The organism is Streptomyces sp. TRM68367, assembly GCF_014495685.1.
Classification (GTDB): domain Bacteria; phylum Actinomycetota; class Actinomycetes; order Streptomycetales; family Streptomycetaceae; genus Streptomyces.
Genome location: NZ_JACTVI010000019.1, coordinates 38,530 through 63,244, shown reverse-complemented (window position 1 = coordinate 63,244; position 24,715 = coordinate 38,530). Strand labels below are relative to the sequence as shown.

Annotated in this window: 18 protein-coding genes; 7 read left to right on the top strand and 11 right to left on the bottom strand. The window is 72.1% G+C overall.

Annotated elements, in window-relative coordinates; translation table 11 throughout:
- Window positions 1–30 precede the first annotated feature (30 nt).
- The 3 genes from H8R17_RS15530 to H8R17_RS15520 form a co-directional block, all read right to left on the bottom strand.
- A complete protein-coding gene (locus H8R17_RS15530) occupies window positions 31–2,055 on the bottom strand; it encodes a CocE/NonD family hydrolase (protein WP_187823772.1) in 2,025 nt (674 codons plus the stop codon).
- Window positions 2,043–3,347 (bottom strand): acetyl-CoA carboxylase biotin carboxylase subunit family protein, encoded by a 1,305-nt coding sequence (locus H8R17_RS15525; protein ID WP_187823771.1) that lies wholly within the window; start codon window positions 3,345–3,347, stop codon window positions 2,043–2,045. Before H8R17_RS15525 ends, H8R17_RS15530 begins: the two co-directional genes overlap by 13 nt.
- Window positions 3,348–3,484: 137 nt before the next feature.
- Window positions 3,485–4,480: a YbhN family protein gene (locus H8R17_RS15520; protein ID WP_187823770.1), complete on the bottom strand. Its 996-nt coding sequence runs from the start codon at window positions 4,478–4,480 to the stop codon at window positions 3,485–3,487.
- A gap of 902 nt (window positions 4,481–5,382) precedes the next feature.
- Between H8R17_RS15520 and H8R17_RS15515 the strand changes: the two genes are divergently transcribed.
- Window positions 5,383–6,132 (top strand): PP2C family serine/threonine-protein phosphatase, encoded by a 750-nt coding sequence (locus tag H8R17_RS15515; RefSeq protein ID WP_187823769.1) that lies wholly within the window; start codon window positions 5,383–5,385, stop codon window positions 6,130–6,132.
- A 30-nt stretch (window positions 6,133–6,162) separates the two neighbouring features.
- Window positions 6,163–6,333, top strand: coding sequence for a hypothetical protein (locus H8R17_RS15510; protein WP_187823768.1), 171 nt, complete (start codon window positions 6,163–6,165; stop codon window positions 6,331–6,333).
- Here H8R17_RS15510 and H8R17_RS15505 read toward each other — a convergent pair whose 3' ends face one another.
- A complete protein-coding gene (locus H8R17_RS15505) occupies window positions 6,334–7,083 on the bottom strand; it encodes a DUF4142 domain-containing protein (RefSeq protein ID WP_187823767.1) in 750 nt (249 codons plus the stop codon). It lies immediately after the preceding gene.
- 238 nt (window positions 7,084–7,321) lie between these two features.
- On the opposite strand from H8R17_RS15505, the gene H8R17_RS15500 reads away from it, so the two are divergent.
- Window positions 7,322–7,876 (top strand): hypothetical protein, encoded by a 555-nt coding sequence (locus H8R17_RS15500; protein ID WP_316959411.1) that lies wholly within the window; start codon window positions 7,322–7,324, stop codon window positions 7,874–7,876.
- Window positions 7,877–8,215: 339 nt separating this feature from the next.
- Window positions 8,216–8,869, top strand: a complete 654-nt coding sequence (locus H8R17_RS15495; protein ID WP_187823765.1) for a DM13 domain-containing protein — start codon at window positions 8,216–8,218, stop codon at window positions 8,867–8,869.
- Window positions 8,870–9,056: 187 nt separating this feature from the next.
- Here H8R17_RS15495 and H8R17_RS15490 read toward each other — a convergent pair whose 3' ends face one another.
- Entirely contained in the window at window positions 9,057–9,629 is a 573-nt protein-coding gene (locus tag H8R17_RS15490; protein ID WP_316959410.1) for a hypothetical protein, read from the bottom strand.
- Window positions 9,630–10,066: 437 nt separating this feature from the next.
- On the opposite strand from H8R17_RS15490, the gene H8R17_RS15485 reads away from it, so the two are divergent.
- A complete protein-coding gene (locus H8R17_RS15485; RefSeq protein ID WP_316959409.1) occupies window positions 10,067–11,530 on the top strand; it encodes a glycoside hydrolase family 3 N-terminal domain-containing protein in 1,464 nt (487 codons plus the stop codon).
- A gap of 33 nt (window positions 11,531–11,563) precedes the next feature.
- Here the strand turns inward: H8R17_RS15485 and H8R17_RS15480 are convergent, their stop codons facing one another.
- Window positions 11,564–12,829, bottom strand: coding sequence for a glycosyl hydrolase (locus H8R17_RS15480; RefSeq protein ID WP_187823763.1), 1,266 nt, complete (start codon window positions 12,827–12,829; stop codon window positions 11,564–11,566).
- Window positions 12,830–12,883: 54 nt separating this feature from the next.
- Here H8R17_RS15480 and H8R17_RS15475 point away from each other — a divergent pair, with 54 nt between their 5' ends.
- Both H8R17_RS15475 and H8R17_RS15470 read left to right on the top strand, forming a co-directional pair.
- On the top strand, window positions 12,884–13,873 hold the full coding sequence (locus tag H8R17_RS15475) for an N-acetylglucosamine kinase (RefSeq protein WP_187823762.1): 990 nt from the start codon (window positions 12,884–12,886) through the stop codon (window positions 13,871–13,873).
- A gap of 116 nt (window positions 13,874–13,989) precedes the next feature.
- Window positions 13,990–16,197, top strand: coding sequence for a glycoside hydrolase family 3 N-terminal domain-containing protein (locus tag H8R17_RS15470; RefSeq protein WP_187823815.1), 2,208 nt, complete (start codon window positions 13,990–13,992; stop codon window positions 16,195–16,197).
- On the opposite strand, the gene H8R17_RS15465 is transcribed toward H8R17_RS15470, so the two are convergent.
- From H8R17_RS15465 to H8R17_RS15445, 5 genes are all read right to left on the bottom strand, one after another.
- Window positions 16,161–17,042: a carbohydrate ABC transporter permease gene (locus H8R17_RS15465; protein ID WP_187823761.1), complete on the bottom strand. Its 882-nt coding sequence runs from the start codon at window positions 17,040–17,042 to the stop codon at window positions 16,161–16,163. The genes H8R17_RS15470 and H8R17_RS15465 overlap by 37 nt on opposite strands.
- The gene (locus H8R17_RS15460; RefSeq protein ID WP_316959415.1) at window positions 17,039–18,034 is read right to left on the bottom strand and encodes a sugar ABC transporter permease; all 996 of its coding nucleotides are present in this window, start codon (window positions 18,032–18,034) and stop codon (window positions 17,039–17,041) included. The genes H8R17_RS15465 and H8R17_RS15460 overlap by 4 nt, the downstream gene beginning before the upstream one ends.
- 26 nt (window positions 18,035–18,060) lie before the next feature.
- Window positions 18,061–19,437: an extracellular solute-binding protein gene (locus H8R17_RS15455; RefSeq protein ID WP_187823760.1), complete on the bottom strand. Its 1,377-nt coding sequence runs from the start codon at window positions 19,435–19,437 to the stop codon at window positions 18,061–18,063.
- Window positions 19,438–19,602: 165 nt separating this feature from the next.
- The gene (locus tag H8R17_RS15450) at window positions 19,603–20,370 is read right to left on the bottom strand and encodes a peptidyl-prolyl cis-trans isomerase (RefSeq protein ID WP_187823759.1); all 768 of its coding nucleotides are present in this window, start codon (window positions 20,368–20,370) and stop codon (window positions 19,603–19,605) included.
- The gene (locus tag H8R17_RS15445; RefSeq protein WP_187823758.1) at window positions 20,367–24,674 is read right to left on the bottom strand and encodes an NEW3 domain-containing protein; all 4,308 of its coding nucleotides are present in this window, start codon (window positions 24,672–24,674) and stop codon (window positions 20,367–20,369) included. Before H8R17_RS15445 ends, H8R17_RS15450 begins: the two co-directional genes overlap by 4 nt.
- Between the last annotated feature and the right edge of the window lie 41 nt (window positions 24,675–24,715).

The following is a 24,715-nucleotide window of genomic DNA, read 5'->3' as shown; positions in this document are numbered from 1 at the left end:
AAACCGCCGCAGGCACGACCGGGGGGCGCCTCACACATGGTCACGGGGGATCGTGTGATGCCAGTTGTGGGAGTAGGTCCTGCGATGGCCCTCGTAGCCATCCAGTTGTGCGTGCAACTGGAACTCCCGGTGGGAGCAGGACAGGACCGTGCGGGTCACGGTACGTACGTGCCAGTCGCCTCTGCGGAAAGTCATGGTCGACTCCACCTCGCCCCACACCGACTCGAAGTCGTCCGCCACCCAGCCGTAGCGCTGATAGACGTGGCGCCCCACCTCCAGGCCGTGGTCCTCGAAGCGCACGACCCCGCTGTCCTTCACTACCTGCAGCTCTGAGTGATAGTCCACGAGGTCCCGCGAGACCGTCCACCGCTCCTCGCCCGGGCGGACCTGCGTGGCAGTGACCGGCGGCGCGCCCTCCGGCTCGTCGAAGGGACGCAGCGTGACCTCCTCGGGCTCGGCGGCCGGGCGTACCGGAAGCAGCAGCCGACTGGCGCCGGTGAACACGCACAGCCGTGCCGGCCGAGGCGGGGGCCAGGCCAGCGGCCAATAGGACGTGGAAAGCGACAGCCGGATGCGGTGACCCGGGGGAAAATCCTGCGCCACTCCGTTCAGCGGAATGTCCACCTGGTAGCGGCGCTCGGGGACCAGCGGCTCGGGAGTTTCATCGCTGTCGCGGTGGGTGAGGTTCAGCATCCCGAACGTGACCCGCGTCGATCGGCCGTCGGGGGCCACGTCGGAGAGTCGGGCGGCGACCATCGCGACAGGTTCACTGACCGCGATCTCCAGGTGTGCGACAGGGCCACCCAGGATCTTCCAGTGCTCGTCGAGCACGTCGGTGTTGAACACCAGTGAACCGCCGTCCTCCTCCCGCTGGTCGTACGGCAGATCGGGCGGCGCGCTGTAGGAGCACCACTTACCGGCGAACTGCCCCACCGACAGCGGTGACTCCACACGCAACTCCAGCTCCTCGACCTCCTCCTGCGGCATGGCGAGCCGATGGTCTCCCAGCGGAAGTTCGTACGGGCGGGTGTGCGGGGAAGGCCACGAGGGCTCACCGACCCAGTGACCCGGGCGCTCGGCGTATGCGGTGGAGGGCGGCATGCTGTCCTGCATCCATACGCGCAGCATCGGCTCGTCCATCACACCGTTGTCGATGTCCTTGAGCCACCGGTCCCACCAGCGCACGACTTCCTGCAGAAACCCGATCGCAGGCCCCGGCTTGCCCAGGTGCGGGTACTTGTGCGACCACGGGCCGATCAGCCCCTTGCGGGGCACGTCCAGGTGCTCCATCAACCGGAAGACGCTGTTGGAATACCCGTCGGCCCAGCCGCTGACGCCGAAGACGGGGCATCGCACCGCCTGGTAGTTCTCGCTGACCGAGCCGTGCCGCCAGTAGTCGTCCCGCCGCTGGTGCTTCAGCCACTCGTGCAGCCACAGGCCGCTGCCCTCAAGACGTTGCAGCCACATGTCCCGCCAGCGCTCGCCGACCAGCGCCGGGTCGGGCGGGCAGGAGGTGTGAGCGAACATCGTCGATGCCTCGGAGACGTTGTCCGAAAGCAAGCAGCCGCCCATGAAATGCATGTCGTCGGCGTAGCGGTCGTCGGTGAACGAGACGATGACGATGGCGCGCAGGCTCGGCGGCTGCCGGGCGGCGACCTGCAGGGCATTGAAGCCGCCCCAGGAGATTCCCATCATGCCGGTCCGCCCGTCGCACCAGGGCTGTTCGGCGAGCCAGGCGAGCACTTCTTCGGCGTCGCGGAGTTCCTGATCCAGGTATTCGTCGGTGAGCACCCCCTCGGATTCGCCGGTACCGCGCAGATCGACCCGGGCACAGGCGTATCCGTGCCCTGCCATGTAGGGGTGGTTGATCGAATCCCGGACCGCGGTCAGGTCCCGCTTGCGGTAGGGGATGTACTCCAGAACGGCCGGCACGGGATCGTTGTCTGCCGACACCGGGCGCCATATACGGGCCGCCAGCCGGGTGCCGTCCGACAACGGAATCCACAGATGCTCGTCCTGTCTGACCGTGTACGGCAGTGCGGCTACCTCGCGCATAACGCACCCTCCTCCTCGAAACGGAAGTCGAGAGCCGCCACACACCGGTCGTACTTGTGCTGCAGCTCCCTTTCATCAAAAGCCGCCACATATACATGGGCAAGTTCATAGCTATAACTGTCATGCGCCTGGGGCACCTGGGACAGCCGCATCCCTTCGTCAACCACTGGGACCACATCCACTCCAGGAATTTCCCGCCGTATACGGTCGATTTCCTCCGCCCCGGCCCGGTGCAGAACCCGACCATCATGGAAACGGCGCAGGAAACACTTTGCCGCAAGTGCGTAAGGACCCTGACGACGAGGCAGGCGGGGGTCTTTTCCCAGCGCAAGACTGATCATGCAATGGTGGTTCGGAACCCCGTCAACTTCCCGGAACAACTCGGCATGCGACTGCGAATGCCGCGGATTGACCTCCAAGAGAGTGATCTCCCCACTCCCCGTCCTCTCCGGACGGCAGAAGAACTCGATACAGAACGTCGAGTTGTCCAGCCCGATCTGAGTGATCACCCGTTTCGACAGGTCCTCCATCCGCCGCAGAATGTGCGGTGGCAGCGCCGAAGGGTACTGATAGCGCAGGAAACTCGGAGTACCCGGGTAGGTGAGGGAATCTACGACTCCGTAAATGTCGATCCGGCCATCGCTACTGTAACCCTCCGCCGTCGCCCGAGTACCGGAAAGCTCCTCCTCCACCAGACACGTCCGCCCTCCGGCCTCGGCAATCTCAGGCGGGAGATCCAACTGCCGGAGAATGTACTCGAACGGTTTGCCGATCCGGTCGATGCCCTCCCTGATCTCAGCAAGTGCCGCAGCAAGCTGCGCATCATCCTCCGCCCGGAACGCGAGCTGAGAAGCATAAGACTTGACCGGCTTCACCCACATCGGATACCGCAAGCCCTCCGGCGGCCGGACAGGGCCGGCCGGGTCAAGCAATGCAAAGCGGGGATACTCAACAATCACCTTCTGCTGCTCAAGCCTGCTCCAATACTTGTGCTCACATTTCACCACCGCTTCGAGACTTGAACTTCGCAGCCCGAAACGACGGCACAGAATCGGCACCATCATACTCACCGGGAAATCCCAGTAGCCCACAATCGCATCGATGCTTCCCCGGAACGCCTCCAATTGCCGCTCCGCCTTGTGGAGCAGACCGGAGACCGGGGTATCGCTGAATTGCAATTCATCCCGGCTCAGCAGCGAAAGATAGTGATAATCGGCAGCACCTGGCAGACCCCGCAGGATTTCAAGGTTCTTGTCGTCGAGACCCAGCACAAAAATATTTACGGACGCCATCCGAACCTCCTCGCCGGACCCCCCACTCCTGTACCCGGCACAGTCCGAATAGCCCTGACCACAGCACCCAAACACCCCGCGTGGTGTGACGCGGCACCCACCAGCCGCCCCGGTAGCGGTGGTGGCACTGGGCCGGCTCACAGAACATTGCGCTGGACCAGCAGGGAGAGCATGAGCGCGCCCGGCAGCAGGGGGACCCAGACCGTCAGGACGCGGAAGCCGACGACGGTGGTCGTGGCCAGGTCCACGGGGGCACCGAACGCGGCCATGGTGAACACCAGCGCCGCGTCCACGGGCCCGATACCGCCCGGCGCGGGCACGGCGCCGGCCGCCGTGCTGGCGACCAGGAGCGCGAGGACGACCTGCGTCCAGGACAGTGGCAGGCCGAGCGAGAAACCCACCGAGGCGATCACGCTCGCCTGCAGCAGCGGGGTGGCCGCCGCCCCGCCCCACAGGGCGAGGACCCGGCTGGGCCGGGTGTGCAGCAGCCGCGCGTCGGCCAGGGCGGTGCGCAGAAAGTCCAGGACCGGGCGGCGCAGCGGGCGTACGGCGGCCAGGAGCAGGCCGGCCGCGGCGATACCGGCCGCCGCGCACCCGGCGGCCATGGCCACCGTCCGCCCGTCCGGGACGAGTTCGCCGAGCCGCAGCAGGTCCGGGAACGCCACGAGGAAGACGAGCAGGACGAGCGTCTTCGCGAGCGGTTTGACCAGGGAGTACAGGGCGAGCGAGGACGTGGCCCGGGTGAGGGAGACCCCGTGGCGCTGCAGGAAGCGCAGGGTGACCGCGTGGGCTCCGATGCTCGCGGGCAGGACGTGGTTGGCGGCGCCCGCGGCGAACTGGGAGGCGAGCAGCGGCCCCGGCGGCAGCCGCTCCGGAATCGCGCCCTGCCGTACGCAAGCCGCGGCCACCCAGCCGAGGCCGGTGAAGCACAGCCCCGCGAGCAGCCACCCGGGATCGGCGGCGGCCAGCCGGGCGGCGCCGGCGCGCACGGTGGGCCAGTCGTACACCGCCCAGGCACCGATCAGCAGCAGCGGGAGCAGGGCCAGCGCCCGGCGCGCGGTCCGGGCGGCGGCGGGGGAGCGGACGGGAGCGGACAGCCGGCCGGGGAGGTCGGCGAGCGGAACCAGAGCCACGGCACACGTCGACTTTCCGCGTCACGACCACGCGGTGGGGGCGGCGGCCGGACACAGGGCGAGCGGGGGAGAGGGACGGCGGAAACATCCCCTCCCGGCATGACGGGACGGTGTCCGTGAGCCGAATCGGGACCAGCGGCTGAGCAACGCGGGCGAAGACCGGCAGGTCGCCGGGCGGTCAGCCACGGGGGCACCGGGGCGTGGTCAGGCTCCGACAGCGGCTGCGGGTATCTCCGCTGGGGTGGCGTCTTGGCGTCCCGCGCTGTTCCCGGCGGTGGCGTGCGCTCATCGCCGCGGTGTCGGGCTTTCCGCGGGTGTGACCTGGGGAGTCGCGAGTTCCGCACGCCGGCGCCACGTCGCGGGACGCGACCTCCGCCGGGACGGGCGACCGCCGGCTCCGGCGCGCGTGGGTGGGTGCTTGCGGGGTGCCTGGTGTGCGGGTGAGCGGCCGTGGGTCTCCGGGTGCCCCGGGCGGGGTGCTCGGCGGATCTTCGGGTCCTGGCCGGCGCGTGCCGGGCCTCCGGTCCTGTGCCGGATGCCTTCGGGTGGCGTCAGCGAAACGCGGCGGGCCGTTTCGGCGACCGTGCGGCCGTGGCCGTGGAGGTCGCGGTGTCCGCGGTGTGGGTCAGGGCCGCCGCGCTGATCCGCCGCTCACCTGCCCGAGGTGGCCTAAGACGAGTCCCGACGGCGATGACGCAGGTCCCGGACGGCCGACCTCGCCGAGGAGGGCGGGTGAGCGTGAATCTCACCGGTACGGTCGTCACCGGCGGCTGCACCGGCATCGGCCGGCCACCGCGCTCGCATGGCCCGCGCCGGGGTCTCCCACGCCCCGGCCCGCTCCTTCGACCGCACCTAGACTGGCAGGGGAAGCCCCGTCCCGGTGAGGGAAGGCGGTGGGGCGCGTGCCGTACGTCGCCGTCAGCGCGCTGAGCCACCCCGGCCTGCTCCGCGAACGCAACGAGGACAGCCTCGTCGCCGGACCGTGGACCCTGTGCGCCACCGTCACCGAGAACCCGCAGACCCTGGCCTTCCCGCTCGGCACACCCCTCGTCGTCGCCGTCGCCGACGGACTCGGCGGGCATCCCGGCGGCGAGGTGGCCAGCGCCCTGGTCGCCCGCCGGATCGCTGCCATCGGCCCCGCCCTGAGCGGCGAGGAGGCCGTCCGCGGCGCCCTGCACGCCTGCAACCGCGCCGTGTACGACGCGGCCGGCGGCGACGAGGGCGGCGAACTCGCCGCCATGGGCACGACCGTCGCGGGCGTCGTCGTCCAGCCCGAGAATCTCATGGTGTTCAACGTCGGCGACAGCCGGGTCTACCGGGCGTCCCCCGACGGACTCAGCCAGGTCAGCACTGACGACAGCCTGCCACTGGAGCCCGGCCGGCGCGCCACGTCCGTCGTCACCCAGTGCCTGGGCGGCTCACCCACCCACCGCGAGGTCCGCCCGCACGTGACCACCGAGTCCCTGTCCTCCGGAGACCGCTACCTCATCTGCACCGACGGCCTCACGGACCCGCTCCCCACGGACGTCCTCGACAAGGTGCTGCGCGAACACGACGACGGCCGGGCCGCCTTCGAACTGTGGAAGGCCGCCATCGAGGCGGGCGGCCCCGACAACATCACGGTGGCGGTCGTCCGCGTCGGCCGGGAGTAGGCCGGTCAAACGCCTCGCACCACACGGAAGTTGGCCATCCTCCCAGCTGCCGTCGCCCGCGCGCGGCGCCCGGCCGTTCCTGGTCTCCACCTGGAAGTACGCGAGGTGCAGAGGCACCGGGTGGTGACACTCCTGGCCCCCGGCGGGCGCCTGACCCGGGCCATCGTGCGCGAGCGGACCGAGTGGCCCGCGTCCCTCTGATCAGCCGGCGTTGGGTGACGGGGCCGGGCTCGGGGAGCTGGTGACGACGTCGAGGTCGGGGCGGGGCTTGAGGACGGTGACGGGGGTGCCGGGCTGGGGCGGGGGCGGGGTGAGCTGTTCCCTGGGGAGCTTCGGGGGGAGGGTCTGTTCGTTGTTGACCTGCTCGTGATTGACCATGCCGGTGTTCTCCAGGACGGTGATGTGGTCCAGGACGGTGTCGTTGGCGAGGTCGGCGAGCTGGCGGACCAGGGTGTTCCTGGTGGAGGCGCGGATCTTGGCGATGGTCGGGAAGATCTGCCCGTGCGTCACCCGCATGATGTTCACGGCGGTGGAGTCGAACGCCTTGCCGGACTTGGCGTCGACGGTGGCGACGAACTGCTGCTGCTGCGGGGAGGCCTGGTTGGGCAGGGTGATGTTCAGCTGGGGGGCGATCTTGCGGCACAGGGCGTCGAGGCCGGCGTGGCCGACGACGAGGTGTTCGCCGGCCTCCTTCATCTTGGGGGTGGTGCCGCGGGCCATGACCATCTCGCCGAGCGGGTACTCCCACAGGCCGGCGGCGCGGACCTTGACGACGAAGTCGCGGTCGGCTTCGGTGACCGCGCCGGAGGGGGGATTGGCGATGATGCGGTCCTGTCCGCCGCTGGTCTTCTCGATCCCGAGCATGGCGGGGAAGGCGAGCGCGGTGACGGTGAGCGTGAGCGCACCGAAGGTGACGACGCTTCCCACCGACTTGCGCGAGACGACGGGCATGGGGCCTCCTGACACGAGCGGTCCGTACGCCAGGAATTACGGACGCCCAACGCGAAACCGTCATTGAAGAGCCTTGAATTTTGCACAATTGCTTATGTGATGTCCGCCACACTCCACCTGTGACGGGACCGCACGCTGTCACGTCAGGACACGGCCCGGTCATCGGGCGCACACTGGAAGTGTGCTGTCGGTGCTCTTTAGGGGGTGTCGGCCGATGGCTGCGTCACGGTGTCAGAGCGTGCGGCTGTGGCGGTGGCGGCGCAACCCGCTCAGGCGGCGCAGCGACGTCATCGAAGCCTGGATCATGCTCGTGGGATGGGCGGTTGCCGTGCTGGCCGGCCTGCTGACGGGGCTGGTCGCGGCGGGTGCGGTCGAGCGTGCCGCAGAGCAGCAGCGGGCGGAGCGGCACCAGGTCGCCGCCGTACTCGTCGAGGACGCGGAGGACCAGCCCGCACGCGCGGCGGCCGACGACCGGGTGTGGGCCGCGGTGCGGTGGGCCGCGCCGGACGGCGCGCAGCACACCGACGACGCCAGGGTGCCCGCCAGGACACCGGCCGGCAGCACCGTCACCGTCTGGACGGACGGCAGAGGGCAGATCGCCGCCGAGCCCCTGACCCCCGGCGAGACCGTGCTGCACGCGGTCTCCGGAGCCGTCCTGGCGGGCGCGGGCGCGAGCGCCGCGGCCCTGGGCACCGTACGCGTGGCGCGCTGGGGGCTGGAACGCCGCCGCCTCGCCCAGTGGGCCGCGGAGTGGCGGCGCATCGACACCGGCCGGGAGTGGAACATTCGCTGAGACGCCGGGGGCGGGACAGGATGTGGAGACGCCGGGGCCGGACGGGGGCGGGCTGAGATTCCGGGGCCGGATCACGGCCTGCGAGCCCGGCGGCGGTGAGGGTGCGGGATCGGGGCATGACACTCGGAGTCGATGGCCGGGGCGCGCACGTGTGGGGACGGCGGCCGGTTCACCGGGACAACGACCGGGGCGGCCCCGATGTTCCACAGCCGACGGTGCGGGGGCGTTCCCGCTGTCGCGTGCGGTGCCGTAAGAGTTCCGTCATCGTTTCCGGCCGCCGCGACGGCCCTCCGTTCCGTTGAATGGGTAACCGCGAAAAGTCTGAGGAAACGAGGAGCGATGGGGCGCAGGCGCGTGCACAGGACGTGGGGCGGGCCGATGGTGGCCGGGGCACTGGTGCTGGCCCTGGCCGGGGTCGGCGCAGGGCTGTACTGGTTCCAGCCGTGGAAGCTCTGGCAGGACGAGACCGTGGAGGAGGCCCTGCCCGGGATCGCCGCCGAGGCGCCCGCCGGTGCGGCACAGCGGACGCCATCCGGGGACGGTGCACCCGCCGAGAACGGGGCGCCCGCCGAGGCAGGGGCGTCCCGAGAGGATCCCGCCGCACAGGCGTCCCCCGAGGCCCCCGCTGCTCCGGCCGGCCCGGTGACGCTGTCCGGCGGTGAGCTGATCAGCCACGAGCACGCGACATCCGGCACGGTCAAGCTCGTCCGGCTGGAGGACGGCACGCACGTCGTCCGGCTGGAGAACCTCGACACCAGCAACGGCCCCGACCTCCGCGTCTGGCTGACCGACGCGCCGGTGATGGAGGGCCGGGCCGGCTGGCACGTCTTCGACGACGGCAAGTACGTCAGCCTCGGCAAGCTCAAGGGCAACAAGGGCAGCCAGAACTACGCGCTGCCCACCGACGTCGACCCGGCCGGCTACACCAGCGTCAGCATCTGGTGCGACCGCTTCGACGTCTCCTTCGGCGCCGCCGAGCTCGCCCGCGCCTGAGCGGCGTTCAGCCGGCCCGGCCGTACGGGGACGGGGCGCCGGCCGCCGGTGATGCAGGTGGCGGGGCCGTGCGCGAGGATCTGGGCGAACCGCCGCGGCCGGCGTGGCGGCCTTCGCCGTCGTCGCCGCGGGCGGTGTACGGCTCCCGCGTCGCCGGGCCAGGACCGGACCCGTGCGGTGGCGCGCCTCACCCCGCGCGGACGCTCGGTGACGGGCGGTCGGCGGGGGCGGACGGCAGGGCCGCGGTGGGGAGCTCGCCGGGGGCCTGCTCCGACTGCTGGGTCGTGGCCTCGCCGGGGCCATCGTACGGCGTGCCCGAGCCGTCGGGCAGTGCGGACAGGGCGCCCAGGATCACGACGATCACGGCGGCCGTACCGAGGACGCGGGCGACGCGGCGGCGCCGTGCAGTGCCGTCCATCTTCCGCCAGGCCGGGCCGCTCCACCGCTCCTCGGGCTGCCAGAGCTCGCCGACCGCGTCCAGCGTTCCGTCGCCCCGCCGGTCGTCCGTCGCCCGGTCGTCCGGCGCCGCCTGACGGTGCTGCCGTGCCGTCCGCTCCTCGGCGGACGGTTCCCTGGGCGCGGACGTACGGATGGCGGCCTCGCTGTCCCGCAGAAACCTCTGCCAGACCTCGTCCGGCATGGACGGCATGAACAGCATGGACGGTTCGGACGGTTCGGACGGTTCGGACGGCACGGCCCCCATGCCGTCGCTGTCGCCTCCGTCCGGTGTTCTGTCGCTGCCCGGATCCTGAGCGGTCACGGCCCCCACTTCCCCCTCGCTTTGTCGTTCGCATTCTCGTGGACGACAGCGGCGTGCGGCGCGTTGCCTCGCGCCCCGCCGAATTTCGCACGCCCACCAGGGCCTTCGAGAGGGCCTTCGAGCCGGAGAGTTCTTACGGGAGCCTGACGCGGTCCCGGAAACCCTCGTCACCGCCCGCCCGCATCCCCCACTCTGGTTGTTGTGCCCGCTACCGAACCGGGCATCGCCGCGGTTCAAGGAAGCGGCCACCGCGGTCCGGCGCCCCTGGAGTCCCCATGACTCCCGGGGCGTCACGCATGTCCGGGCCGGGCACCCCCCACCCACCGGTGCGGCCGTCGGCCGTCCAACCGCCCGGGCGGCCTTCAGACCTCGAAGTTGGAATCATCAATCCAGTCAACTGGTTGACTTTCGGCTGAGTGAGCCAGAGGATTCCAGGGGTGAACCACCTTCCCCCCGGCCTGGACGAGGCCGCGCACCGAACGCTTGTCGCCGGGTTCGACGGCACCACGACCGTCCCCGACGAGCTGAAGCGGCTCGTCGACCGCGGTCTCGGCGGGGTCATCCTGTTCACCCGCAACGTCCGCGCCGCCGACCAGGTCCGCCGGCTCACCGACGCCCTGCGGTCCCTGCGCCCCGACCTGCTCGTGGCCATCGACAACGAGGGCGGCGGCATCGGCCACCTGGTTGCCGCCGGCGCCCCGGACGTCCCCGGCTCCTACGCCCTCGGCGTCGCCGACGACCCAGGCCTGACCGCCCGCTGCGCCGACGCGCTGGCCGGCCACCTGGCCGCGCTCGGCATCACCGCCTCCTACGCCCCCGTCGCCGACCTCCAGCACGACCCGCGCAACCCGATCGTGCGCACCCGCTCCTTCGGCGCCGACCCCGGACTCGCCGCCCGCCACCTGCGCGCCTGGATCACCGCGACCGAGGCCCGCGGCATCGCCTCCTGCGCCAAGCACTTCCCCGGCCACGGCGGCACCGACACCGACAGCCACCACGGCATCGCCGTCGACCCGCGGCCGTACGACACGCTCCACGCCGACCTCGAACCGTTCCGGGCGGCCATGGCCGCGGGCGTGCCGATGCTGATGAGCGCCCACGTCGTCTTCCCCGCGCTGGACGCCAACCGCCCCGCCACCCTGAGCCGCCGCATCCTGGGTGATCTGCTCCGCCACGAGCTGGGCTTCGACGGCGTCCTGGTCAGCGACGCGCTGGAGATGAAGGCGATCGCCGACCGCTACGGCGAGGCGGCCGGGGCGCGGATCGCCCTCGCGGCCGGCGCGGACCAGGTGATCGTCGCCGTGCCCGATCTGGACGTCACGCTCGCCTGCCGGGACGCCGTGCTCGGCGCGCTGGGCACCGGGCACCTGCCGGCGGAGCGGGTCGAGGAGGCGGCGCGGCGGGTGCGGCGGCTCGCCGAGCGGTACGCGACCCCCGCGGACACGGTCGCCGACTGGGACACCGGAGCCGGGCTCGAGGCGGCGCGCCAGGCTGTACGCCGGCGTGACCTGCCCGCGCCCGTGCCCGGCGCGCACGTCGTCGACCTCTTCCCGCCGCCGCACCCCGCGCTCAACTGGGGCGGCGAGGACCTGCTCACGGAGCTGCGCGCGGTCGACCCGAAGGCCACCGGGACCGCGGTCACCGGCGACCCGTCCGACCCGGCCGCCCTCGTGGACGGGATCCTCGCCGCGGCCGGGACCGCGCCGCTGGTCGTCGCCACGTGCGACGCCGGGCTGCACCCCTGGCAGGCCCGGCTCCGCGACGCCCTGCTGGCCCGCCGCCCGGACGCGGTCCGCGTGGACACGGGACTGCCGGAGGACGGCGCCCTGTGCGCGTACGGGCGCGGCCGGGCGAACCTGCGGGCGGTCGCCGAGGCGCTGGCGGGCGCCCCGGCGCACTGAGACGCGTTCAGGGGGTCACGGCACCCGTACCGATCACCGCACGTGTACGACCTCCTTGATGCCCCGCGCCGCCAGGTACTCCGCGTCGTCCGCCCGCTCCGCCAGGATCACCGCCGGTCGTACGCCCTGTGCGCGCAGCCGCATCCACGCCTCGAAGTACGCGCCGCCCGGACCGGACACGGACCGGGTGCCCGGCGTGCAGTCCAGGAGCAGGGCGGTGTCGCGGGGGTGGGCGAGGGGCGGGCCGGCGCGCAGGGCGGCGACGGTCTCGGCGAGCGCCTCGGCGATCGGCTTGGCGCGGCCCGCCGAGTCGAACAGGCCCAGGGTGTACTCCAGCTCCGGGTAGTCGGCGAGCCGCCGGTCCACGTCGTGGGAGGACCACCAGGTCACGCCCCACAGCGCCGTGCACTCGGCCGCGTTCCGTACGGTCGCCCGCGCGAAGTCCGGCGCGTCGGCGGCCGGGATGTGCGGCTCCGGTGCGCCCGTCTCCTGCACCCAGACCGGCCGGGCCGGGTCCTCGGCGTAGGCCGTGGCCAGCTCGGTGCCGTACTCGGCGAGGTGCCGCACCTGCGGTGAGCGAGGGCCGTAGCGGCGGGCGCAGTCGCCGGAGAACACCCACGGGTGGACGGTGGTCACATCGCCCTTGCGGGCCGAGGCCTCCGGCGTGAAGGGGTGGTCGTCGCCGTACCAGGCGGCGTCGTACGCGGAGTGCGTGACCAGGCCGCCGCCGCTGCCCAGCCCGTCGCGGGCGGCGGACAGCAGGGTGTCGAGGTAGTGGTCCACCTCGTCGGCGGTCACCGGGTTGTGCTCGACCAGGTTGTTGAGCTCGTTGCCGAGCTGGAGGCCGAACAGGTTGGGGCGGCCGGCGAGGGCGCGGCCCAGGGTGCGCATCAGCTCGGCCTGGGCGGCGATGGCGCCGGGGTCGGTGAACACGTTGCGGTGGTGCCAGCTGCGGGTCCACTCCGGGTAGAAGTCGAAGCTCGACAGGTGGCCCTGCACGCCGTCCACGACGACGTCGAGCCCCGCCTCGGCCGCCAGGTCGGCCAGCTGCGCGAGCTGATCGACGGCGGCGGTGCGGATCAGGGTGCGGTTGGGCTGGAGGAGCGGCCACAGGTGGAAGACCCGGACGTGGTCGAGACCGAGCCCGGCGATCTGCGCCAGGTCCTCACGGGCGTGCGCCGGGTCGAAGTCGTGCCAGGAGTGGAACCAGCCGCGGCGGGGCGTGTAGTTGACGCCGAAGCGGAGCGTACGGATGGGATCCTCCTCGGGTCCGGGGCTTGTCCTGGGTGAATGCTTCAATCACCATAGTCGCCGATGGGTAATGAATTGAACCAGGAAGGTGCGGGCGGTCTCATGGACGGTCTCGTGGTCGGTCTCGACGCCGGCGGCACCCGCACCCGCGCCGTCCTGGCCCCGGCCGCCGGGGACGGCGCCCCGCTCGGCGAGGGCGCCGCCGGACCGGGCAACGCCCTCACCGTCCCGGTGTCCCAGCTCACCGACCATCTCGCCGAGGCCGTAGGGCAGGCCGTACCGGAGCCGCTGCGCGGCCGGGTCGTCGCCGCGACCGGCGGTTTCGCGGGCGCCACGGGGGCCGACGCCGACGACCCCGGCCGCCGCAACGCGCACACCGCCCTCACCGTGGCCCTGCACCGCCTCGGCATCACGCCCGCGTCGGTCGGCGTCGGCAGCGACATCGAGGCCGCCTTCGCCTCCGCCCCCGGCACCCCCGCCGACGGCCTCGCCCTGGTCGCCGGCACGGGCGCGGTCGCGATGCGCATCACCGACCGCCGCGGCACGACCACCGTCGACGGCGACGGCTGGCTCCTCGGCGACGACGGCAGCGGCTTCTGGCTCGGCCGCGCCGCGGTACGGGCCGCACTGCGCATGGCCGACGGCCGGGGACCGGCGACGGTGCTCGCGGCGTCGGTGGGACGGGCACTGGGGCTGCCGGGGGAGGTGGTGCCGTACGAGGATCCGGAGACATGGCCCCGCGCCCACCGCGAGGCCTACCGCTGCCATCTCCTCCCCGCCGTCATGGCCGGCCCCCCGACCCGCCTCGCGCGCTTGGCCCCGCTGGTGGCCGCGGCGGCCGGGGAGAAGGACGCCGTCGCCGGGGCGATCCTCGACGAGGCGGCTGATCACCTCACCGACGCCGTACGGGCGTTGGAGCCCCGCCCGGGCGAACGCGTCGTCGCCACCGGCGGCCTGCTCGGTCCCGACGGCCCCCTCACCGCACCCCTGGCCACCCGGCTCCACTCCCTCGGCCTGACCCTCGACTGGGTCCCGGACGGCTGCCGCGGCGCCGTGTCCCTCGCCCGCCTCGCCCACGGAGGCCACCCGTGACGACCACCGACCAGGGGAGTGACGTCCCGGGCCAGGGCGCCCCCGGCCGGCCCACCCCCCTCTACCGCAACCCCACCGCCCCCGTCGACGCCCGCGTGAGCGACCTGCTCTCCCGGATGACCCTGCGCGAGAAGGCCGGCCAGCTCAACCAGCGGATGTACGGGTGGGACGCCTACCGCCGCACCCCCGGCGGCGGCTTCGAGCTCACCGACGCCCTGTACGCCGAGACCGAGCGCTTCGCCGGGCTCGGCGCCCTCTACGGGTTGCTGCGTGCCGACGCCTGGTCCGGTGTCGACCACACCACTGGCTCCACGGCTGCGGACGGTGCGGCACTCGCCGGCCTCGTCCAGCGGCACGTCGTCGAGCGCAGCCGGCTCGGCATACCGGCGCTGTTCGTCGAGGAGGTGCCGCACGGGCACATGGCGCTCGACGGTACGGTCCTCCCCGTCAACCTGGCCGTCGGCGCCACCTGGAACCCGGAGCTGTACGAGCGTGCCGCCGCGCACGCCGCCGCCGAACTGCGCGCCCGCGGCTGCCACGTCGCCCTGGTCTCGGCCCTCGACATCGCCCGCGACCCCCGCTGGGGCCGGACCGAGGAGTGCTTCGGCGAGGATCCGTACCTGGCCGCCCGGCTCACCGAGGCGTTGGTACGCGGCATGCAGGGGGAGTCCCCAGGCCCCTTCCCGCAGGACAAGGCCCCCGTCGTCCTCAAGCACTTCGCCGGACAGGGCGCCACCGTCGGCGGCCGCAACTCCGCCGAGTCCGAACTCGGGCTCCGGGAGCTGCACGAGATCCATCTGCCTGCCGCCCGCGCCGGTGTGCGGGCTGGTGCCGCCGCCGTCATGGCCGCGTACAACGAGGTCGACGGCATGCCCTGCTCCGGCAACCGCGCCCTGCTGCACGACCTGCTCCGCGAACGCTGGGGCTTCCAGGGGCTGGTCATGGCGGACGGCCTGGCTGTGGACCGGCTGGCCCGCACCACCGGCGACAAGGTGTCCGCGGGTGCCCTCGCGCTCAGGGCGGGTATCGACCTGAGCCTGTGGGACGAGGGCTTCACACACCTGGAGGAGGCCGTCGAGCGCGGGCTCGTCACCGAGGCCGACCTCGACACCGCCGTCGCCCGCGTCCTGCGCCTGAAGTTCCGGCTCGGCCTGTTCGAACGGCCGTACAGCACCGGCCCGTTGCCGGCTCCCGCGGCCGGCCGCGAGCTGAGCACCGCCCTCGCGCGGGAAGCCGTCACCCTCCTCCACAACAACGGCGGCGTCCTGCCCGTACGGGCGCGCCGCATCGCGGTCGTCGGGCCCCACGCGGCCACCGTCGCCCACCAGTTGGGCGACTACACCGCCCCGCAGCGCCCCGGCACCGGCAGCAGCGTGCTCGCCGCACTGCGGCGGCTGGCCCCGCCCGGCACCGACGTACACCACGCCCGCGGCTGCGCCCTCACCGGCGACGACCTCGCGGGCATACCCGAGGCCATCGCGCTGGCCGCCGACTGCGACCTGGCCGTCCTGGTGCTGGGCGGCAGCAGCGCCCGTACCGCCGAGAGCGAGTTCGACGCCAACGGGGCGGCCCGCGGCACCCGCTCCGACATGACCTGCGGGGAGGGCACCGACCTCGCCGGGCTGCGGCTCGGCCGGGCCCAGCACGCGCTCCTCGACGCCGTCACCGCGACCGGCACGCCCACGGCCGTCGTCCTGATCCAGGGCCGCCCGCACGCCGTCCCCGAGGCGGAGCATGCCGCCGCGCTGCTCACCGCCTGGTACCCGGGCCCGTGGGGCGGCGAGGCGATCGCGGAAGTGCTGCTCGGGATGACAGACCCCACCGGTCGCCTCCCTGTCTCCGTCCCCCGCTCGGCGGCCCAGCTCCCCGTCCACTACAACCACAAGGACACCGAGTACGGCTCCTATGTGGACGACAGCGCCGAGCCGCTCTACTCCTTCGGGCACGGCCTGTCGTACACCACCTTCGCCTACGGCCCGCCTCGCCTCGCCGGCCACACGGTCGAGGTCGACGTCACCAACACGGGGAAGCGGCACGGCCGTACGGTCGTCCAGCTCTACATCCGTCCCCTGCGCACCCCCGTCTGGCCGCGCACCCTCGAACTGCGCACCTTCCAGGGCGTCGACCTGGCTCCGGGCGAGTGCCGGACGGTCGCGATACACCTCGGCGCCGACCAACTCGCGCTGGTCGGCGCCGACGTGGGGACGGCCGTACTCCCGGAAACGGTGGAGATCCGGGTCGCCGGGTCCGCCCGGGAGGCGCTCGGCGCCACGCCCGTCGTGCTCGGTCAGAACTTCACGGCACCCGACGAGACACCCTTGTAGAACCACCGCTGGGTGATCACGAACAGCACGAGCACCGGGACCACCGAGATCACCGAACCGGCCATCACCAGCCGCTGGTCGTAGCCGAACGACGAGGACTGCAAGCGGGCCAGACCCAGTGTCAGCGTGAAGTGGTCCTCCGAGCGCAGCACGATGAGCGGCCAGAGGAAGTCGTCCCAGGCGCTGATGAAGGTGTTGATGACCACCACCATGATCGCGCCCCACGCGGACGGCAGGTACAGGTATTTGAAGCGCTGCCACTCGCCCGCCCCGTCGAGCATCGCCGAGTCCTCGATCTCGCGCGGCACCGCCAGGAACGCCCCGCGCATCAGCAGGACGTTGATGGCGCCGACGAACCCGGGCAGCCACACGCCCGCCAGGCTGTCGACCAGGCCCAGGTCGCGGATGCTCAGGAACAGCGACACCATGATCGACTCGAAGGGGAACATCATGGAGGCGATCAGCACGACCCAGACCGCCTTGCGGCCCTTCCAGCCGGGCTTGGAGAGCATGTAGCCGGCCGTCGTGGAGAACACCAGCTGGCTGGTGATGGACAGGACGACCACGATCAGGCTGTTCATGATGTACGTGGCCACGGGCACCTGGTCGAAGATCGCCCGGTAGGCGCGCAGCGTCGGGTGCTCCGGCAGCAGCGAGGCGTTCGCCCCGAAGACGTCCTCGCTGGTGCTCTTCAGCGACGCCAGGAACTGCCACAGCAGCGGGCCGACGGTGAGGAAGAGGACGAGCAGCAACAGCAGGTAGCGGACGAGCAGTTCGCGGGGGCGGCCGTAGTCGCGCCAGCGCGGCATCAGGCGCCGGCGCTTGGCCACAGCGGCGGTCGTCATGACTCGTCCTCCTTCGTCAGGCGCTGCGCCAGCAGGGTCAGCCCCAGCGTCAGCAGGAACAGCGCCACGCTGACGGCCGAGCCGTAACCGGCGTTGCCGCTCATCGGGTCCAGGCCGACGTCCCGGATGTAGAAAGGCAGGGTGCGGTCCGCGCCGCCGGGGCCGCCGGTGGAGCTGCCGAGCATGTAGATCTCGGTGAACACCCGCAGCGAGCCGATGCCGGTGAGCGTGCCGACCAGCATCATGGCCTGCCGCACGCCCGGCATCGTGATGTGCCAGAAGCGCCGGATCGCACCGGCGCCGTCCATGGCCGCCGCCTCGTGCAGCTCCTTTGGCACGTTCCCCAGCGCGGCCAGGTAGAACACCATGTACCAGCCGAGGCCCTTCCACAGCGTCAGGCCCATCGCGGACAGCAGGATCAGCCACGAGTCGGACAGGAACGGGATGGCGCTCCTGATCAGATGGGCCTTCTGCAGCCAGGTGTTGACCAGCCCCTGGTCGGCCAGCAGCCACTGCCAGCTCAGGCCCACGACCACGCTGGAGGCCAGCACCGGCGTGTAGAAGGCCGAGCGGAAGAACCCGATGCCGGGCAGCTTCTTCTCCACCAGGACGGCGAGCATCAGCGGCAGCAGCACCATCAGCGGTACGACGATCAGCGCGTACAGCAGGCTGTTGCGGGTCGCCAGCCAGAAGTCGGAGTCGCCCAGCATCTGCCGGTAGTTGGACAGGCCGACGAAGTTCGCGACGCCGCCGAGCGGCTTGGCGTCGGTGAACGACAGCAGGAGGGTGTTGAAGAACGGGAACACGCCGAAGACCACCGCGCAGAAGACGGCGGGGGCCGTCCACAGCCACGGCAGCCACCAACGGCGGTACAGCGCGGCGCCGTTGGCGCCGGGGGAGGGGCCCGGCCGCAGCGCCCGGACCAGGCGGCGGATACGGGACGGGTCCGTGCCCGGCGCGGAGGCTGCTGCCCCCGCACCGGACACGGACACCGGCTTCGCGGTCTGGGTCACCACGGTCAGCTGCTCCGCTTCAGCAGCTCGTTCGCCTTGGCCTGGGCGTCCTTCACCGCCTGCTCGGGGCTCTTCTTGCCCTGCATGGCCAGCTGCACCTGGGACACGATGGCGTTCTGCACGGCCGGGGAGAGGTTGGTCTGGTAGGCCGTGGCGGTCTTGAGCTGCTCGGCGACGAGTTTGCGCGCCTCGGAGAAGGGGTCGCTACCGGTCGCGTTCTGGAAGAACGGGTCGTCCAGCGAGGCCGAGGTCGTCGGGAAGATCACGACGTTCGGGTCCTTGCACCAGGCCGTCTGGTTCTCGGCGTTGGTCAGGAACTTCGCGAACGCGAGCGCCGTGGGGGCGTTCTTGCTGGTCGCGGCGGCCGCGATGTACTGCGGGGCGCCGGTGGTGTGACCGAGCGCGTCGAAGGGCTGCTGGCCCACGCCGGTCTTGGCGTAGACCGACGGGCTGTTCTGCTTCACGAAGCGCACGAAGCTCGGGTTCGTCGAACCGTAGGCGACCTGGCCCTGGCTGTACGGCGTCGAGGGGTCGTTGCTGGAGGACAGCGAGTCCTTCGGCATCGCGCCCTCCTTGTACAGCTTCGCCATCCACGCGACCCACTGGGCGGTCCTCGGATCATTGGCGAAGGTGGCGGACTTGCCGTCGGCGGACAGGATCTTGATGTTCATCTGGTCCCAGTCGGCCGGGATCCGCCAGACCGGGTTGGCCATCGTCGCGTAGTACTTGCCCTTGGCCGTCTTGGCGATCTTCTCGTAGTCGGCGAAGAGCCCGAAGATGGTCTTCGGCGGCTTGGCCGGGTCGATCCCGGACTTCTTCAGCATCTCGGTGTTGTACGTCAGCACGGTGCCGCCGGTGTACCAGGGGAACACGGTGTGTATCGACTTGCCCGAGGGGTCCTTCATGGAGCTGGAGTCCCAGAACGCCTTGACGAAGGGCTTGCCGGCGTCCGGGTCCTTCACGCCCAGGTTGAGCAGGTAGCCGGCCTTGGTGAGGGTCTGCGCGGTGTTGGAGTCGACGTTGATGACGTCGGGCAGCGTGCAGGCCTGGGCGTCGGCGACGTTCCGCGAGGTGAAGGTCGCCGTGTCGCCGGGGTCGTCGATCCACTTGACCTTGGCGCCGGGGTGGGCCTTCTCGAACGACTTGATGACGCCGTTGAAGAACGTCCCGAAGTCTTTCTTCAGGTTGGTGGTCTGGAAGGTGATGTTGCCCTTGACGTCACCGGAGAGCTTGCCGGATCCGACGTTCTGCTGGTCGACCTTGCAGCCGCCGGCGGTGGCGTCGCCGCCGTCCGAACCGCCCCCGGAGAGTCCGCAGCCGGCCGCTGTCAACGACAGCACGACCAGACAGGTCAGGGATCCGGTGAGTCTTCTAACGCGCATTGTTGCCCTCCTGGGACCAGTCCGTTGGCTGGTTCAAATCACCAAGTTGGACTTCGATTGATGAAAAGGTGGACCAGAATTCATCGGAGGTCAATGGTTTGCCGTGTTGCTGTTTGGTTCCGTACGGCGATCACTGCCGGTGATCCTGGTGCTCAGTGCCGGCGCTCAGTGCCGGTGCTCGTGATCCGGGTGCGAGGGGTCGCCGGGGTGCTCGTGCCCCGCGGCGTAGACGACGCCCTCGCGGGCCCGGTCCAGCCAGTCGAAGAAGGCCCGCCGCCCCGCCGCGCGCCGCAACTCACCCGCGATGCCGGCGCGGACCTGCGCGTACGGCAGGAAGTCGGCGGGTGCGGGGGTGCCGAAGGGATCGACGCCGCGGCGCAGGGCCTCGGGCGTGAGGAAGCGGTCCGGGTTGCGGTCGTAGTAGTCCCGTACGGCCGTCTCGGGGACCTCCTGAGCGGCTTCCAGGGCGGTCAGGAGGGTCCGTGCGGCGGGGGAGTGGGCGAGGGTGGCCGCGACGATGCTGCCGAGGTCGGCGACGTCGGTTTCGGCCACGGGGAGCAGTCGGGGCGGTGTCGCGTCCTCCGGTGGTTTCAGTCCGCGGTCCGCGCAGGCGCGGCGGGCGAGTTCGTCGGCGACGACGACTTGCGTCGCCCACCGCCGCCGTTGTCGCTCGGCTCTGGCCAAGCCGTGTGGGGAGAGCGCGGCGACTTGGGGGAGTGCCGCGATGTGTCGTCGGTCGGCGGCGGGTGCGTTGTGGCTTGTCGCGCCCACGCGGCGGAGCCGCATATCGATACGGCCCGCGTCCCTACGGGGCGCTGCCCGGACGGAGTTGGACGGCGAGCCGTTGTCGCGGGTCGGGACGGCTGCCAGCAGCGCGTCGACCCGGCTCCTGGGGACGGGGTCGCCGTGGACCAGGGCGGCGTACGGCGTCACGGCGTCACCTCCAGCACAACCGCCTCCGTGTACGCCACGCAGCCGTGCCAGGCCAGCTTTGCCATCAGCCAGTACGAGCCCGGCGGTACCGCCCCGCCGTCCACCTCGATCACGCAGTCCCGCTGTTCCCCGCCGGGGACGGTGAAGCCCTGGCTGCCCGGTCCGACGCCGGGCCAGGTGCCGTAGGAGGACACCGCCCACAGCGTGCCGCTGATCGGCCCCCGGGTGGTGTTGCGCAGGCTCACCGGGACCCGGGCCCGCTCGCCTCGGCGTACCGTGACCCGCTCAACTCCCAAGTCCGACACGAGCGTGGGGCCGGGGTGCCCGTCGCCCACGTCCAGCGCCACCACGTCCTCGTACGTCTGTCCGCCGTACGCCAGCCGCGCGGCGAGCCAGTGCCGGCCGGGCGCGGCGTCCGGCGGCGGGGTCACCGTGACCTCGGCGAGCGTGAACCCGCCGGGGCCCACGGCGTACGGCAGTTCGGCGGGCTCGGCGCACCAGCCGGGCGGGACCACGAAGGTCACGCTGCCGGACACGGGCGCGTCGGTCAGCTCCGAGGCGACGCGGACGGTCGCGGTGACGGGGCCGGAGACGGTCAGCGCGGTGGGTGAGACGTACACCGTGACGGGCAGGTTGCCGCGCGGGGCGGGGCCGGAGTTGTGCAGCCAGTAGCGGGTCGGCACGGGCTGCGCGGGCTCGGGGGCGGCGACCCCTGGGCCGGTCGCCGCCGGATCCTCGGCAGGCGTCGCCAGGCCGCTCGCGGTCGGTGGCCCTTCGGCAGGCGTCGCCAGGCCGGTTGCCGTCGCGCCCTCGGCGGGTGTCGCCAGGACCGTGGCCACCTCGAAGCCGGTCAGCGGGACGTCGAGCGCGTCGCCCCCTGCCAGCGGCTCGCCGGGCGTCTCCAGCACGTCCGCGCGGGCGCCCTCCGCCCATGCGGACGGACCGCTGATCCGTGCCCGCACCGGACGCCCGTTCACCTCGTGCATCCGTACGACGACGCCGCGCCCGGGATCCGCGGGCGCCACGCTGCCCCGGGCGAGCGGGGAGCCGAGCGGCTTGAGGGCGTCGAGCAGGACGTCACCGGCGGGCTCCAGGCCCAGCAGGGTCGCCCTCCTCGGCAGCAGCGGCCCGGCCGCCGCACCCCTGCGCCGCGCGGTCAGCGGATGGTTGAAGGCATGCCCGGCCTGCGGCAGCCGCAGCTCCCGCCAGTCGCCCTCGCCCGCGACGACGGCGTACTCGAACGTGTGGGACCAGCGCTGGAGCTGGAAGGCCGAACCGTCGGGGGCGGTGCGGCGCGGCGGGTCGACCCAGATGCCGGACGGCCAGCCGGTGCACGAGCGCATCAGGGACATGTACAGGTCGCCGGAGGCGGTGACCACGCAGCCCGGCGTGCCCCGGTTGAGGATCGCGAAGCCGCGGCCGTCCCAGGCGTCGCCCGGCGGCAGGACCTCGCAGCCGCCCGCCGCGACGGCCGTGACGGTGAAGTCGGCCAGGTCGGCGACGAGCGCGTCGACCGCCTCGCCGTCGTCCTCGGGGCGGGCGCCCGCGACCACGAGCAGCGGCAGCCGTTCGAGGTCCTTGAGGTCGGCCCCCGGCACCCACTCCTCGCGCAGCGATGCGCGCGGCGCGACCCAGACGGCGGCCACGCCCCGCTCGGCCAGCTGGCGCTTCAGCTCCCGGCCGGCCGCCGGGTCCCAGCCGAGCGCCTCGGCGACGACGTCGTTGCGGTCGGGTCCGCCGACGGCGATGCGGATGTCGGGGAGGTTGGAGTCGACCTCGAGGTCGCCGTAGCGGGGGCCGCCAGCGATCGTCGACGTCGCGGTGACTCCGGCGCGGACCAGGGCCGCCGCGAGCGGGGTGCCGAGCTCACCGGCGTCGTCCCAGTCCGCGTACACCAGCTCGGCGACGCCGACGGACCGGTGGCCGAGCAGGCCGCCGGACTCGTCGTGCACCGCGACCCGCGCCGTGGACCCCAGCCCGAACCACGTGTTGGCCGGGTTGTCCAGCGTCCACGGGAACCGCTCGCTGTCCACCTCCACGAACCCGAACCCACGCCCGATCACCGCGTCGGCCACCTCGTGCACCGGCAGCCCGCCCTGCACGGCGGACGGCCAGCGCACGCGGATGAGCCGGTCGGCGCCGTCGTAGCCGTCGATCGTGGTGGAGACGTCCAGGCGGTCGACGCCCTGCCACAGGGTCAGGCGCTGCGTGTAGCGGAACAGGCCGAGGTCGCCGCGGACGGTGATCCGCGAGCCGGCCGGGGACACCTCGACATCGACGTCCGCGCCGCCATCCCGGCTGCGGGCGGCGGTCGTGCCGGTCGGGGTCAGGTGCCAGGGGCCTTCGCCGAAGCGCGGGTGCCTCGGATACTCCTCCTGCACGACGAGCTCGTTGCCGATGTCGCCGGCGCGCAGCAGCTCCCGGCCGTCCTCGGCAAGCGCCCGCAGGCTGCTGACGCCGCCGCCGCGCGCCGGGTCGACCGTCACCTCGTAGAACTCGTTGCGGATCGTCGTGCCCTCGTGCGGTGACCACCCGGACACGGTGCCCTCGGCCAGCGACAGCGTCTTCAGTCCCAGGCCGGGCACGTCCGGGACGATCACCCGCAGCGCGCCGTCCTCACGCACGGCGGGCAGGGGCAGGCCCGTGTCGTCGAAGGGGACCAGACCCTGGCCGTCGAGGGTCAGGACATCCCTGCGCGCCCAGGTCGCCGAGTTGAGGACGACCAGGTCCGCGCCGTCGCCGGGCAGCGGGGTGACCCGGTCGGCGAGGGCCTGGGTCGCATCCGCGTGCACGGTCTCGGCGAGGTCGGACAACTCCCGCCAGCCGGTGAGCAGATCGATGTACACCTGGTCGGACTCGGAGCCGGTGATGGCGTCGTGGTGCGCGCCGTAGACCAGCTGCCGCCAGGCCTTGTCGAGCGCGGCGTCCGGATACGGATGCCCCGTGACGAGCGAGGCGAGCGTCGCCCAGGCCTCCGCGTCGGCGAGCAGCGTCTCGCCGTACCGCTGGGCCTGCTTGGTGTCGATGTAGGAGACGTCCTTGCCGGTGTAGACCGGGTTCATGTCCCGCGTCTGCGGCGAGGCCTTGCGGCCCTCGGCCGCCAGCTCCGCCCGCACGGCCGCGAAGAAGTCCCGCGGGATCGCACTGATGAAGCGCGGCCAGACGTACCGGGCGTTCCAGTCCCGGTGGATGTCCATCACCCAGCGGCACGGCGGCGCGTAGTCACCCCCGACCGGGAGCAGCACGTTGCGAGTGAGCGCGACCTGCTTGAGGCCCTTGAACAACTTGAGGGCGGCGGCCTCCGCCTCGGGCAGGGTCGGTGCGTTGTCGATCGCCCAGCCCGCGCCGTAGTGGTTGACCATGTACGCGGTCAGCAGCCCGCGCCCGGACGGGGCGATCCACGAGAACTCCGCCGGGAACTGCATCCGCTTGGGGTCGCGCGGCTCCTCGCCGAACACGGACAGCGTCGGCCCCCACTGGTGGAACGGCCCGCGCGCCCACGAGCTGGAGCTGACGCCCGCGTCCGCCATCAGACCGGGGAACTGCGGGTCGTGCCCGAACGCGTCCAGCTGCCAGGCGGTCTGCGGGGACGCGCCGATGATCCCGCGCTGGAAGCCGTCGCCGTACAGGGCGTTGCGGACGGTCGCCTCGGCGCCGGTGAGGTTGGTGTTGGGCTCGTTGTAGGTGCCGCCCATGATCTCCACGCGGCCGGTGCGGATCAGCTGGCGCAGGAAGGCGCGCTCCTCCGGGAAGGCGTCCCAGTAGGGCTTGAGGTAGTCGACCTCGGCGAGCACGAAGGTGTACGCCGGGTCGCGCCGCGCCAGATCGCAGTGGGCCCGCACCAGGCTCATCCCGGACTGGCCGCGCGAGTCGAAGGTGCGGGCGGGCAGTCCGGTCGACGCCGGGTCGTCGGCGACGTCCCAGGTCTCGGTGTAGGCGGCCTGGGTGTTCCACCAGACGGGGTCGTAGTGGAAGTGGCTGACCATGAACATGGTCCAGCCGGGCTCGGCGGCCGTGAACGCGGCGGTGTGCTCGGCTGTGAGTGCCGGGTCGCCGGTGTCCTCGGCGGTGACCCGGACGTGTGTGTGGTCGCCGGGGGCCAGGTCGGTGGTCACCGGTATCTCGGCGCGCGCGATGCCGTCCTCGCCCGTGGCCGTGACGGCCCCGCCGCGCACGCCCGGACCCTCGGCGGTGAGCCGGACCGTCCGGCCGGGGACATGGCTGATCTCGGCGACCACCACCTGGTGCGGCTGTGCCTCGGTACCGGTGAACAGCTCGGTCGACTCGACAGAGGTGACACGCATGGGGCTCCTACGAGTGCTGGGGAGCCACATCCTGGCATCGC

Coding starts and splice junctions, on each gene's coding strand:
- H8R17_RS15530 (WP_187823772.1), bottom strand. CDS start 2,055: ATGCGCGAGGTAGCCGCACTGCCGTACACGGTCAGACAGGACGAGCAT.
- H8R17_RS15525 (WP_187823771.1), bottom strand. CDS start 3,347: ATGGCGTCCGTAAATATTTTTGTGCTGGGTCTCGACGACAAGAACCTT.
- H8R17_RS15505 (WP_187823767.1), bottom strand. CDS start 7,083: ATGCCCGTCGTCTCGCGCAAGTCGGTGGGAAGCGTCGTCACCTTCGGT.
- H8R17_RS15495 (WP_187823765.1), top strand. CDS start 8,216: ATGGGGCGCAGGCGCGTGCACAGGACGTGGGGCGGGCCGATGGTGGCC.
- H8R17_RS15475 (WP_187823762.1), top strand. CDS start 12,884: ATGGACGGTCTCGTGGTCGGTCTCGACGCCGGCGGCACCCGCACCCGC.
- H8R17_RS15470 (WP_187823815.1), top strand. CDS start 13,990: ATGACCCTGCGCGAGAAGGCCGGCCAGCTCAACCAGCGGATGTACGGG.
- H8R17_RS15465 (WP_187823761.1), bottom strand. CDS start 17,042: ATGACGACCGCCGCTGTGGCCAAGCGCCGGCGCCTGATGCCGCGCTGG.
- H8R17_RS15455 (WP_187823760.1), bottom strand. CDS start 19,437: ATGCGCGTTAGAAGACTCACCGGATCCCTGACCTGTCTGGTCGTGCTG.
- H8R17_RS15445 (WP_187823758.1), bottom strand. CDS start 24,674: ATGCGTGTCACCTCTGTCGAGTCGACCGAGCTGTTCACCGGTACCGAG.